Here is an 11,792-nt window from a genome sequence, read left to right on the forward strand (position 1 = left end):
GTGTCCCCCGGCGACTCCCACCTGGACGAGCCGTACGCCTACGCCGGTCCGTGGGAACCGCGCCAGGGGGCGTTCTGGAACGCCTCCTTCGGCGCGACGCGGCCGCTGCGCCTGCTGCCCGGCGCGACGGCGCTGTTCGACTTCTTCATGGAGGCCCGCGACCGGGCCGCCCGCGACCGGCCGCGCGGTCCGCGCTGATCCCCGTGTCCCCGCACCGGCATCGCACGGCGCCTGTGTAAAGATCGGTTTACACGGTTCCAGGGAGGTCGTTGTGCGGGTTGGTGTTCTGCTGAACGAACGGGGCGGGGCGGACGCGCTGGACAAGCTGGCGGACGATGTGCGGCGCGCCGCCGACGACGGGTTCTCGTCGGCCTGGATCTCGCAGATCTTCGGGGTGGACGCGCTCACCGCGCTCGCCGTGGCCGGACGCGGGGTCCCGGGCATCGAGCTGGGCACCGCGGTCGTGCCGACGTATCCGCGCCACCCGGCCGTCATGGCGCAGCAGGCGCGGACGGCGGCGCTGGCCCTGGAGGGACGGCTGACGCTCGGCATCGGGCTGTCGCACAAGATCGTCATCGAGGACATGTACGGGTACGACTACGGCCGGCCCCTCCGGCACATGGACGAGTACCTGTCGGTGCTCCTCCCCCTGCTCAGCGGGGAGAACGCGTCCTTCAAGGGCGAGACGCTGCAGGGCAGCATCGGGTTGAGCGTCCCCAACGAGGGGCGTGTGCCGGTGCTGCTGGCCGCGCTCGGCCCGAAGATGCTCAAGCTGGCGGGGGAGAGGGCCGGCGGGACGGTGCCCTGGATGACCGGCCCCGTGACCGTCCGCGAGCACATCGCGCCCACCATCAGGGCGGCGGCCGAGGCGGCCGGACGCGCGGAGCCGCGGATCGTGTGCGCCCTGCCCACCTGCGTCACGAGCGACCCCGAGCGCGCGCGGGAGCAGGCCGCCAAGACGTTCGAGATGTACGGGCACCTGCCGTCGTACCGCGCGATGATGGACCGGGAGGGCGTGGACGGCCCCGCCGACCTCGCCGTCGTCGGCGACGAGGACGCGGTCGCGGCCAGGCTGGAGGAGCTGGCCGAGGCGGGCGTCACCGACTTCGTCGCCGCCGGCTTCATGCCGGGCGGCGACCGCGAGCGCACCCGGCGGTTCCTCAGGTCCGCGGCGGCGCGATGAGCTCGTAGAGGTTGCCGCTGGAGTCGGAGAAGTACAGGCCGCGCCCGCCGAGCGGGTGGGCCTCGTCGACGCGCCCGTTGTCGGCGTGCGCGGGTTCGTCGCCGTAGGGGATCTCGCGCGCGTCGAGGCGGTCGACGACCGCGTCGAACGTGCCGCCGTCCACGTCGAAGGCCAGGTGGTGGCCCTGCGGGTGCGCGACCGTCAGGTAGTCGAGGGTGAGGCGCTCGTTCACGCGGATCGGCACGAAGTGCCGCGCGTGCGGGTGCACCCCCGTGTACCGCAGGCCCATGACGCCGGCGAAGAAGCGGGCGGCCTCGTCGTTGTCGGCGGCCGTCACGATCATGTGGCTCAGGCTGATGGCCATCAGGCGGTCTCCTCCCTGAGCGCGCCGTGCAGGAACACGTCCAGGCACTCCTCCACGGACGGGCCCGACGGAGCGGGCCCGGCGGGCGGGCGGGCGCGGGTGAACGCCAGCCCCATGAACAGGCTCGCGGTCTGCTCGGCGGACAGGCGGAGCCGGTCGCGCTCCGGCTCGAAGAGCTCCGCGATGGCGTCCCGGGTCCGGTTCATGGCGGCCTCGCGGCCGGGCTGGGCGCCGTCCTCCCCGCCGCGGGGGTCGCCGCTCCCCCGCAGGCCGCGGCCGGTGGCGTGCAGGGCGCCGATGACCATGCCCATGCGGACGAGGTAGGCCTCGATCGCGGCGCTCGCCTCGGCGAGCCGGGCGGGCAGCGGCTGGTCGAGCGGGATCTCCTCGATCTCCGCCAGGACGTGGTCGGGGCGCAGCGCCTCGGCGACGCAGGCGTCCAGCAGCTCGTCCTTGTCGGCGAAGACGCGGAAGATCGTCGCCTCGCCGATGCCCGCGGCCCGGGCGATCTGCCCGGTGGTCACGGCCGTGCCGTGCTCGGCGACCAGCGGCAGCGCGGTCCGCACGATCATCTCCCGGCGCTGCCGCGGGCTCATGCCCGGCGCCCGGCGCCGGCTCGCGTTCTCCATGCCGCCACCATACGGAGTGAGTGCTCACTCCGTCAATGGTGGAGTGAGCACTCACTCCGGAGACCCGGACAGACAGGGATTTCCTGCCTGATAGCGTTGCGGTGCTGCGCGCCCAGGAGCGAAGTCCGGTGAGATCCCGGCGCTGTCCCGCAACTGTGGTGCCCCTCTCGAAGTGGCCGAGCCAGGTCGCCTCCTGCGCGCGCCGACGTTCATCGACCTCGTGGAAGGGCGATCCGTCATGAGCGGGCCGCGGCTTCCCTCCAGCCTGGAGGCTCCTATGAGACCCGTACGTACTTTCGGCGCGGCGATGGCGATCGGCGTCGCCCTGGTCACCGCCGCATGCGGCGGTGGCGGCGACGGCGGCGCCGCGGGCGGCGACGGCGGCGCGCAGGGCGTCACCGTCCAGGCCGCCAACGGCGCGGTGACCATCCCCGCCAAGCCGAAGCGCATCGTCTCGCTCTCCCCCACCCACACCGAGACGCTGTTCGCCGTCGGCGCCGGCCCGCAGGTGGTGGCGGTCAGCGACTACTCGAACTACCCCGCGAACGCGCCGCGCAGCAAGCTGTCCGGCTTCAAGCCGAACGCCGAGGCCATCATCGCCTACAAGCCCGACCTCGTCGTGGTGTCCGACGACCTCAACGGCGTCGTCAAGGCCCTGGAGAAGGTGAAGGTCCCCGTCCTGCTGGAGCCCGCCGCGACGAAGCTGGACGACGTCTACGACGAGATCGACGACATCGGCCGGGCCACCGGCCACGCCGATGAGGCGAAGAAGCTCGCCGACGACATGAGGGCGCGGATCCGGCAGACGGTCGCCGCGTCCGCGAAGGCCAAGGGCCTGACGTACTACCACGAGCTCGACGGCCAGCTGCACTCGGTGACGTCGAAGACGTTCCTGGGCCAGGTGTACGGGCTGTTCGGGCTGCGGAACGTCGCCGACAAGGCCGACAAGGCGTCCGGCGGCTACCCGCAGCTGTCACGCGAGTACCTGCTCAAGCAGGACCCCGACCTCATCTTCCTCGCCGACACCAAGTGCTGCGGGCAGAACGCAGCGACCCTGGCGAAGCGCCCGGGCTGGTCCGGCCTCGGCGCGGTGAAGGACGGCAACGTGGTCGAGCTCGACGACGACATCGCCTCCCGCTGGGGGCCCCGCCTGCCCGAGCTGGTCAAGGCGATCGGCGACGCCGTCCAGAAGGTGCAGTGACGGCGGACCGCTCCCACGCGAGGCTGCGGCCGCTGCCGCTGGCGGCGGCGGTCGCGCTCCTCGCCGCGGCGCTGCTGGCGGGGGTGCTGGTGGGAGCCGCGGGGCTGCCGGTCGGCGGGGTCCTGAAGGCGCTCGCCGACAAGCTCCCGCTCGTGCACGCCGACCCCGGGTTCGGGCCGATCGACGAGAGCGTGCTGTTCGAGCTGCGGGTGCCGCGCGCCCTGATGGCGGCGCTGGTCGGCGGGATGCTCGCCATGGCCGGCGCCGGCTACCAGGGCGTGTTCCGCAACCCGCTCGCCGACCCGTACCTGCTGGGCGCGGCGGCGGGGGCCGGGGTCGGGGCGACGCTGGTGATCGCCCTGGTGCCGGGCGACCCCGGCTACGGGGTGCCGCTCGCCGCGTTCGCCGGCGCGATCTGCGGCGTCGCGCTCGCCTACCTGCTGGGCCGGACGGCGGGCGGCGACGGGGCGGCGACGCTGGTGCTGGCCGGCGTCGCGGTGTCGTCGTTCCTGGCGGCGGTGCAGACGTTCCTCCAGCAGATGAACGCCGAGGAGCTCCAGCGGATCTTCTCCTGGATCCTCGGCGGGGTCGGGACGGCGGACTGGCGCCAGCTGTCGCTGGTGGCCCCGTACGCGCTCGTCTCGACCGTCGTCCTGCTGGCGCACGGCCGCCTCCTGGACGTGCTGAGCGTCGGGGACGAGGAGGCGGCGAGCCTCGGGCTGTCCGCCGCGCGGGTGCGGCTGACCGTGCTCGTCGCGGCGTCGCTGGCGACGGCGTCGGCGGTCGCGGTGAGCGGCCTGATCGGGTTCGTCGGCATCGTCGTGCCGCACATCGTGCGGCGGCTGGCGGGCGGTTCCTACCGGGTGGTGCTGCCGCTGTCGCTGCTCGGCGGGGCGGCGTTCCTGGAGGTGGTGGACCTGGCGGCGCGGACGGTGATCAGCCCGGGCGAGCTGCCGCTCGGCGTCGTGACCGCGTTCGTCGGCGGCCCGTTCTTCGTGGCGGTGCTCCGCGCGTCCCGCCGGCAGGTGGAGACGTGACCGTCAAGGTGCGGGACCTGGACGTGTCGCTCGGCGGCCGCCGGGTCCTGAACGGCGTGTCGCTGGAGGTCCCGGCCGGGTCGTGGACGGCGGTCATCGGGCCGAACGGCGCCGGGAAGTCGACGCTGCTCCGCGCGATCCTCGGCCTGGTGGCGTCGCACGGCGGGATCAGCGTGGCGGGCGCCGACCTCCAGCGGCTCAAGCCGCGGCAGCGCGCCCGGATCGTCGCCTACGCCGCGCAGAGCCCGAACCTGCCCGCGGGCATGACCGTGTTCGACTACACCCTTCTCGGACGTTCCCCCTACATCCCGCATCTCGGCCGGGAGAGCGCCCGCGACCGGGCCATCGCCGCGGAGGTCCTGGACCGCCTCGCCCTCACCGCGTTCGCCGCCCGGCCCCTGGGCCACCTCTCCGGCGGCGAGCGGCAGCGGGTGGTGCTGGCGCGCGCCCTCGCGCAGCAGACGTCGGTGCTGCTGCTGGACGAGCCGACCACCGCCCTCGACATAGGCCACCAGCAGCAGGTGATGGAGCTGATCGACCGGCTTCGGCTGTCCGACGAGCTGACGGTGGTCACCACCATCCACGACCTGACCCTCGCCGGCCAGTACGCCGACGCCCTCGTCCTCCTCTCCGGCGGGCGGGTCGCCGCGGCCGGCCCGCCCGGGAAGGTCCTCACCCGGGCCGTCGTCGAGAGGCACTTCGACGCGCGCGTCCACGTCGCCGAGGGCCCGGACGGCCGCCCGATCCTGTCCCTGGAGCGGCCCGTGAACATGGAGCACCCGTGAACCTGGAGACCCCGTGAACCTGGAGACCCGGTGGACCTAGAGACGATGTGGCGCGAGGAGGACGGGAAGCGCCTCGCCGCGACGGTGTGGCGGGCCGGCGGCGGGCACCGGGCGATCTCGTCGGCGCTGCTGGGCGGCGGGATCGGCCCGCTCCGCTGGGTGCTGAACGCGCAGGTCGCGGGCGCCTACTCGCGCACCGACCCGGTCGCCCACCTGGCCGAGCTGGCCGCGTCCTACGGGCTGGACGGCCCCGGCGTCGGGATGCTCACGGCCGCGTCCGTCGCCCGCACCGTGCGGCGGGACGACGAGGGCGTGCGCGCGTCGGCGACGGTCGGGCTGCGGGTCCCGACCTGGGCGGCCTCCCCCGCCGGAACCCCCGACCCGGAGCTGGCGCCGCTGGACGGGGACCCCCGCCCCGCCTGGGCGCCCGGCACCGTCAACATCGTGGTCGCCGTGCCCGTCCCGCTGAGCGACGCGGCACTGGTGAACGCGGTCGTCACCGCGACGGAGGCCAAGACCCAGGCGCTCCTGGAGGCCGGCTTCCCGTGCACCGGCACCGCGTCCGACGCGGTCTGCGTGGCGGCCGCCGCCGAAGGGGAGCCGGAGATCTTCGCGGGTCCCCGCTCCGCCTGGGGCGCGCGCATCGCCCGCGCCGTCCACGCGGCCGTCCGCGCGGGAGCCCTCGACTACGCCGAGTACCTGGAGGCCCGCGACTAGCACCGGCCGCCGTACCACCCCGGTGCGGTACGGCGGCCGGTTCAGGGCCAGTGCAGTGTGGGGGTTGGGCCTCACCTCCTACCTGTCCGTCGCTCCGCCGGCGTGACCGTCAGCCGGCGTGGGGAAGGCGATGTCCGTTGCGGTTGACGCTCCCGTTGCGGTTCAGGGGCCCGGTGGCCAGCGGGTCGCCGCCGTCCAGCAGCGAACCGCCCCGCGTCCCGTTCACGGGGGGCAGCGAGTGCAGCCCCGTGGGCGGCTCCCGGTCGACCACCGGGCGCGGCCCGGTGTCGTGCCGGTCGGCCAGCGCGGTGAGCGCGTCGACGCGGCGGCGCGCCCGGTCGGCCTCGGCGCGGGCGGCGTCGCGTTCGGCGGTGAGCGCCTGCACCGCCGCGCGCAGCTCCTCGGCCGTGCGGGACAGCTGCCAGTTGTGCTGCTCCAGCTCGCGGGCCCGCGCCTGGATCTGGTCGCGGTCGGCGACGGCCTGCCCGCGCTTCGCCTCGGCCTCGCGGACGGCGGAGCGCAGGTCGTCGGCGGTGCGCTTGGCCGCGGCGGCCTCGACGCGCTGGCCCTCGACCAGCGTCTCGGCCTCCGAGACCCGCCCGTGCAGGGAGACGAGCTCGGACCGGGCGCTCTCCAGCGAGGCGAGCAGCTCGCCCTCCCGGGACGCGACGCGGTCGCGCTCCCGCTCGGCGGCGAGCCGGGCCGCCTTCGCCGCCTCCACCTCGTCCCTGGCCTCCGCCGCCTCCTGCCGCGCGGCGTCCCGCTCGGCCGTGAGCCGCTCCACCGAGGCGCGGGCGGACGCGGCCTCCTGCTCGGCGGCCTCCGCGCGGGCGCGGGCGGTGGCGGTCTCCCGCCACGCCCGCTCGGCCTGCCGCTGGGAGGCGTCCCGCTCGCGCTGCGCGATCGCGATCTGCCCGGCGGCCTCGGCGCGGGCGTCGGCGACCCGCCGCTCGACGCCGGCGACGCTGAGCTCCGACATCAGCGAGCCGGCGAGCCGGTCGGCGACGCCCTCCAGCCGGTCGACCATCTCCCACGCCCAGGCGACCTGCCCGGTGAGCCCGGGGGACTCCAGCCCGCGTTCGCGCGCCTCCAGCGCGGCGCGCTCGCACGCGCCGTCGCGGTCCTGGCAGTAGCGGACGGTGCGGGCGCCGCGCACCGGCTGCGGCACGGGCCGTCCGCAGCCGGCGCACGGCCAGACCGCGACCGGGTCACCGAGGCGTGCGATCCCGGCGCGGTCGTCATCGGCGGACCCGCCCGGATCGCCGGGCTCCGCGGCCCCGCCGCCGGACGCGGCCTCCTCCTCGGCGTAGGCGGCCGGGTCGGTGATGACGGGAAGGTCGGTCTTCGTCGTGGCGGCGGGGGTCGGGGCGACGTCGTCGAGCGGGGCGACCTTCTGGTCCTTCATGTGCCGTTGTACGCATCGGCCGCACGAGGCGTTCGACGATTCCCGCGACGAGTTTCGGCCGGCGCCCGCGGAGCGGTCAGTCCCGCCGTTCGCCCAGGTAGTCCTCCCGCACGCGGCGGCGGCTGAGCTTGCCGGACGGGGTGCGCGGCAGCGACGCGCGGAACTCCAGCCGCCGGGGGTGCTTCAGCTTCGCCAGCCGCGGCTCGCAGAACGCGAGCAGCTCGGCGGCCAGCTCGCCGCCGGCCTCGGCGCCCTCGGCCGGCTCGATCAGCGCGACGACGCTCTGCCCCCAGTCATCGTCCGGGACGCCGATCACCACGGCGTCGCCCACCGCCGGATGCTGCAGCAGCACGGACTCGATCTCGGCGGGGTAGATGTTGACGCCGCCGGAGATGATGAGGTCGGTGCGCCGGTCGCTCATGTAGAGCCAGCCGTCCTCGTCGAGGCGGCCGAGGTCGCCGGGGGTGTAGAAGTCGCCGCGCATCGCGGCGGCGGTCTTCTCCGGGTCGTCGTGGTACTCGAACCCCGGCTGCCCGCTCGCGTAGATCAGGCCGGTCTCCCCCGGCGGCAGCTCGGCGCCGTCCGGGTCGAGGATCTTGATCTGGACGCCCTCGACGGCGCGGCCGACCGTGCCGGGGCGGGCGAGCCACTCGTGCGGGCCGGCGACCACGACGGGGCCGCTCTCGGTGGAGCCGTAGTACTCGTAGAGGACGGGACCCCACCAGTCCATCATCCGCTGCTTGGTCTCCACCGGGATGGGCGCGGCCGTGTGGAACACCTGCCGCAGCGACGACACGTCGTACTTCGCCTTGACCTCGTCCGGCAGCCCGAGCATGCGGTGGAACATGGTCGGCACCATCAGCGAGTTGGTGACGCGGTGCCGCTGGATCAGCTCCAGGGTCCGCTCGGGTCCGAAGTGGGCGGAGATCACCACGGCGTGGCCGAGGCTGAGCGCCATCAGCGCATGGACGCACGGCGCCGAGTGGTACAGCGGCCCGACGACGAGATGGACCTCGTCGTCGCCGGGTTCGAGGCTGAGGTTCTTCATCAGCGTCTGCCGCATGACCTCGAACAGCATCTCGGGCGGGATGTCCATGAGCGGGCGCCGGACGCCCTTGGGCCGTCCCGTGGTCCCGGAGGTGTAGAGCATGACCGAGCCCATCTGCCGCTTGGCGGGCGGGTCGGCGCTCCCGGACGCGCACAGCCCGGCGAGCGGGCGGTACCCCTCCGCCTCGTCGGCGCTCACCCGCCCCTCGGCCGGCACGCCCGCCTCGTCGGCGGCGCCGGAGACCGCGCCGGCGAACTCGCTCTCGGTGACGACGGCCCTGGCGCCGGAGTCGGCGAGGATGTAGCCGATCTCGGGCTCGGTCAGGTGGCGGCTCACCGGCACGAGGTAGAGCCCCGACTGCATCGCGGCCAGCATCACGGTGAGGAACTCGCGGCGGTTACCGAGGACGGTCGCCAGCACGTCGCCGGGGCCGAGGCCGATGTCGCCGAGCGCGCGGGAGAGGCGGTTCACCTCGGCGTGCAGCCCGCCGTACGTCACCGGTCCGCCGGGGGCGAGGACGGCGGGGCGGTCCGGGTCGTTCCGTGCGATCTCGTAGAAGCCGACACCTTCGACACCCATACGGCATCTCCTCTGTCCGGGACTGGCGGCCGGGGGCCCCCGGATCCATCTGACCCACCTTGCTGGCGGTCCGTCAAGACGGTCGGGCGCACCGGCCCCGCGAAGACCGACCGGCCCCGGACAGCGAAACCCGCCTGACCGTGAGGGGGCGGCTACGTATCATGAAGCGTCAGAACCGGGGGCCGAGAGCGAACCTGCGCGTCGATGGGACGGGGATGACGCAACCGTACGGCGGCGGCCGGCCACCCGGCCCCGGGCGCCGAGACGGGTTACCGGGCTGGCTCCGCCGGATCCTCCAGGTCATCGCGATCGACGTGTGCTCGGCGCTGATCGTCAGCCTCGGGGTGACGCTGGTGCACGGCACGTTCTGGCTGAACGCGGCCGTCGCGCTGCTGATCCTCGCCGTGGTGACGGGCGCCCTGTTCGCCTTCTACCCGCGGATGGTGCACGCCGTCCTGGAACGCGTGTCGCGGACGCTGCGGCGGGGCGGCGCGGTCCTCGGGTGGGGGCTCGGCGGGGCCGCGCTGATGGCGCTCGTGCTGCTGGCCGGTACCGGCGTGCACCGGCTCCGCGAGCACGCGAGCCCGTGCGGGCAGCCCCTCGAACTGCGGGTGCTCACCGCGCCGGAGACGCTGACGCCGCTGCGCGCCGCCGCGGCCGAGTTCGCCGACGACAGCGAGGACCGCGGCTGCCGCGAGTACAGCGTCACCGTCGTCCCGGAGGCGGGGCCCGTCTCGCTGTACGACGGGTTCCGGCTGCTGTGGCGGCACAGCGAGGCGGCCGACCCGGGCCACGCCGACGACCAGCAGCTGTTCGGCCCGCAGCCCGACATCTGGATCCCGTCGTCGACGGCGGAGTACGACTTCGTCCCCAAGGGGCCCGGCCAGACCACGGCGGCGGGGGCGGTCGCGGGAGCCCCGGCCGGCAAGGGCGACCCGGTGTTCCGGGTGCGCGGCTCGGTCGGGACGTCGCCGCTGGTGCTGGCGCTGTTCACCAAGGCGCACGAGTCCGTGGCCGACCCGATCGCGGCGCCGATCGCGCCGGCCACGGCGGCGCTGCTGGACCGGATCGCGGACGCGGGGGTGCGGCTGCGCGCGATCGCCCGCCCCGTCCCGGAGACGTCGGCGGCGGCGCTCGCCGTCACGCCCGCGCTGTACGACGGGATGCCGGGCGGCGACGCGGCGGACGAGCGGTTCGCCGAACCCGCCGACCTGGTGGCCCCGGACGCGGTGTCGCTGCTGTGCCGCTTCCGGGAGCGGGCCGCCGCGCAGCAGTCCGAGCCCCCGGACGACATCGCCGTCGCCGTGCCCGAGCAGGCGCTGCACGACTACGACATGGGGCGGCCGCTCGGCGACCGCTGCGGGGCCGTCGACCCCGGCGCCGCCCCCTACGCCGAGTGGCGGCTGCACCCTTACTACGCGACCGACCTGCCGACGCTGGACCACCCGTTCGTCCAGGTCAGGTGGCGCGGCCAGGACACGCGGGAGCGGGACGCGGCGGTCACCGCGTTCCGCGAGTGGCTGGACCGCAACCCGCTGACGCTGCAGGGGTTCCGCGACGACCGCGGCGTCGTCCCGGCGCCCCGCGAGGGCGACACCCGGCACTACTACCTGTCGCGGCTGCAGGGCATGGTCGGCGCCCGCGTCATGCCGCCCGTCGTCGGGCTGCAGCCGCCGGCGGGCGTGCAGGAGACCCTCGACCGGATCGGGGCGGCGCGCCCCCGGACGTCGGTGTCGCTGATGCTGGACGTGTCCGGGTCGATGGGCGGCGCCGCGCAGGCCCGCGGCGGCTCCCGCCTCGCGCGCGGGACGTCGTTCCTGCGCAGCCTCGTGGCGCAGTTGCAGAGCAACGACCGCGCCGGCCTGCAGGTGTCGTCGGCGACGGCGCCGCCGGGCAGCCCCGAGACGTTCGGGAACGTCCCGCAGGACGCGGCGTCCCCGGAGCAGAAGAGCGCGATCACCAGCCGGCTGCAGGCGGTCGCGTCCGGCGGGGCCGACCAGCCGCTCAGCGACGCGATCGCGGCGGCCGGCCTCGGGCCCGGCAGGCAGAACCTCGTCCTCGTCACCGACGGGCAGGTCCCGGCCACCAACCCGGGGCTCGGGTCGCGGGTGAAGTGGCTGTCCGGCGAGTTCCGCGAGCGGCATCCGGGGCTGCGGCTCACCGTGGTGCTGACCGGCCCCGCGACGTGCGACGCCTCGCCCGTGAAGGAGATCGCGGCCGCGCTCGGCCCGGAGGACGGGAAGGGCTGCGTGGCGCTGACCGGGGCGCCCGAGGCCGAGCAGGCCGCCGAACTGCTGTCGGAGCTGCGATGAGAGGGGTGCCGCAGAGCCGGAGGGCCTGGGTCGCCGCGGCGGCCGGGGCGGCGCTCGTGCTGGCCGCGTGGCTGGTGGCGGTGCTGTGGCCGGACGCGTCGTACCCGGCGATGAAGGCCGGCTGCGACCGGGCCGAGCTGTTCGTCGCGGGCGGGACGGACGTCAGCCTGAAGAACCAGCGGCGCGCGTTGATCCGGCAGTGGAACGAGGGCCGCTACCCGGACGGCCGCCCGCACCCGCACGCCACGCTCGTGGAGGTGGCGGAGTCCACCGACCTGCAGCACAGCCAGATCAAGGCGGTGGAGGAGTCCGGCGGCTGCGCCTACGACGTCCTGATCATGGACAACACGTGGACGGCGCAGTTCGCCGACGCCGGCTACCTGCGTCCGCTGGAGGGCATCGACGACCTGGACGACTTCTTCCCCGCGGCGCTGCGGACGGGCGAGTGGGACGGCGAGCAGTACGCCGTCCCCTTCAACGTGGACGTCGGGCTCCTCTACTACCGGGAGGGCGTGACGCCGCCGTCCGCGTG

At 74.9% G+C, this 11,792-nt stretch carries 12 protein-coding genes; 8 read left to right on the forward strand and 4 right to left on the reverse strand.

Annotation, left to right across the window (positions count from 1 at the left end):
• Together ACIWVC_RS19095 and ACIWVC_RS19100 are read left to right on the forward strand one after the other, a co-directional pair.
• On the forward strand, window positions 1–198 hold a 198-nt coding region (locus tag ACIWVC_RS19095; RefSeq protein ID WP_396448657.1), incomplete at its 5' end, for a hypothetical protein.
• 73 nt (window positions 199–271) lie between these two features.
• The gene (locus ACIWVC_RS19100; RefSeq protein ID WP_396448658.1) at window positions 272–1,183 is read left to right on the forward strand and encodes an LLM class F420-dependent oxidoreductase; all 912 of its coding nucleotides are present in this window, start codon (window positions 272–274) and stop codon (window positions 1,181–1,183) included.
• Here ACIWVC_RS19100 and ACIWVC_RS19105 read toward each other — a convergent pair.
• The gene (locus tag ACIWVC_RS19105) at window positions 1,161–1,547 is read right to left on the reverse strand and encodes a VOC family protein (protein ID WP_396448659.1); all 387 of its coding nucleotides are present in this window, start codon (window positions 1,545–1,547) and stop codon (window positions 1,161–1,163) included. The genes ACIWVC_RS19100 and ACIWVC_RS19105 overlap by 23 nt on opposite strands.
• Window positions 1,547–2,176, reverse strand: a complete 630-nt coding sequence (locus ACIWVC_RS19110; protein ID WP_396448660.1) for a TetR/AcrR family transcriptional regulator — start codon at window positions 2,174–2,176, stop codon at window positions 1,547–1,549. The genes ACIWVC_RS19105 and ACIWVC_RS19110 overlap by 1 nt, the downstream gene beginning before the upstream one ends.
• Window positions 2,177–2,453: 277 nt before the next feature.
• Between ACIWVC_RS19110 and ACIWVC_RS19115 the strand changes: the two genes are divergently transcribed.
• Genes ACIWVC_RS19115 through ACIWVC_RS19130 form a run of 4 tightly spaced genes read left to right on the forward strand, consistent with a single transcriptional unit; the run spans window position 2,454 to window position 5,916 of the window.
• Window positions 2,454–3,377: an ABC transporter substrate-binding protein gene (locus ACIWVC_RS19115; RefSeq protein ID WP_396448661.1), complete on the forward strand. Its 924-nt coding sequence runs from the start codon at window positions 2,454–2,456 to the stop codon at window positions 3,375–3,377.
• Window positions 3,374–4,414, forward strand: a complete 1,041-nt coding sequence (locus tag ACIWVC_RS19120) for a FecCD family ABC transporter permease (protein WP_396448662.1) — start codon at window positions 3,374–3,376, stop codon at window positions 4,412–4,414. The genes ACIWVC_RS19115 and ACIWVC_RS19120 overlap by 4 nt, the downstream gene beginning before the upstream one ends.
• Window positions 4,411–5,199 carry an ABC transporter ATP-binding protein gene (locus tag ACIWVC_RS19125; RefSeq protein WP_396448663.1) on the forward strand — a complete coding sequence of 263 codons (789 nt, stop codon included), beginning with the start codon at window positions 4,411–4,413 and terminating at the stop codon, window positions 5,197–5,199. The genes ACIWVC_RS19120 and ACIWVC_RS19125 overlap by 4 nt, the downstream gene beginning before the upstream one ends.
• A 30-nt stretch (window positions 5,200–5,229) precedes the next feature.
• A complete protein-coding gene (locus ACIWVC_RS19130) occupies window positions 5,230–5,916 on the forward strand; it encodes an adenosylcobinamide amidohydrolase (protein WP_396448664.1) in 687 nt (228 codons plus the stop codon).
• A gap of 109 nt (window positions 5,917–6,025) precedes the next feature.
• On the opposite strand, the gene ACIWVC_RS19135 is transcribed toward ACIWVC_RS19130, so the two are convergent.
• Both ACIWVC_RS19135 and ACIWVC_RS19140 read right to left on the reverse strand, forming a co-directional pair.
• Window positions 6,026–7,321 carry a chromosome segregation ATPase gene (locus ACIWVC_RS19135; protein ID WP_396448665.1) on the reverse strand — a complete coding sequence of 432 codons (1,296 nt, stop codon included), beginning with the start codon at window positions 7,319–7,321 and terminating at the stop codon, window positions 6,026–6,028.
• 76 nt (window positions 7,322–7,397) lie between these two features.
• A complete protein-coding gene (locus ACIWVC_RS19140; RefSeq protein ID WP_396448667.1) occupies window positions 7,398–8,948 on the reverse strand; it encodes an AMP-binding protein in 1,551 nt (516 codons plus the stop codon).
• Between the two features lie 215 nt (window positions 8,949–9,163).
• On the opposite strand from ACIWVC_RS19140, the gene ACIWVC_RS19145 reads away from it, so the two are divergent.
• Both ACIWVC_RS19145 and ACIWVC_RS19150 read left to right on the forward strand, forming a co-directional pair.
• Window positions 9,164–11,260, forward strand: coding sequence for a hypothetical protein (locus tag ACIWVC_RS19145; protein ID WP_396454395.1), 2,097 nt, complete (start codon window positions 9,164–9,166; stop codon window positions 11,258–11,260).
• The coding region (locus ACIWVC_RS19150) for an extracellular solute-binding protein (protein WP_396448670.1) at window positions 11,257–11,792 on the forward strand (536 nt) is incomplete at its 3' end. The genes ACIWVC_RS19145 and ACIWVC_RS19150, both read left to right, overlap by 4 nt.

Origin of the sequence: Actinomadura sp. (assembly GCF_044508335.1) — a bacterium.
Classification (GTDB): domain Bacteria; phylum Actinomycetota; class Actinomycetes; order Streptosporangiales; family Streptosporangiaceae; genus Spirillospora.

Excerpts from the sequence above, each read along its gene's own strand:
- ACIWVC_RS19105 (WP_396448659.1), bottom strand. The coding sequence starts at position 1,547 with ATGGCCATCAGCCTGAGCCACATGATCGTGACGGCCGCCGACAACGAC.
- ACIWVC_RS19110 (WP_396448660.1), bottom strand. The coding sequence starts at position 2,176 with ATGGAGAACGCGAGCCGGCGCCGGGCGCCGGGCATGAGCCCGCGGCAG.
- ACIWVC_RS19115 (WP_396448661.1), top strand. The coding sequence starts at position 2,454 with ATGAGACCCGTACGTACTTTCGGCGCGGCGATGGCGATCGGCGTCGCC.
- ACIWVC_RS19135 (WP_396448665.1), bottom strand. The coding sequence starts at position 7,321 with ATGAAGGACCAGAAGGTCGCCCCGCTCGACGACGTCGCCCCGACCCCC.
- ACIWVC_RS19140 (WP_396448667.1), bottom strand. The coding sequence starts at position 8,948 with ATGGGTGTCGAAGGTGTCGGCTTCTACGAGATCGCACGGAACGACCCG.
- ACIWVC_RS19145 (WP_396454395.1), top strand. The coding sequence starts at position 9,164 with ATGACGCAACCGTACGGCGGCGGCCGGCCACCCGGCCCCGGGCGCCGA.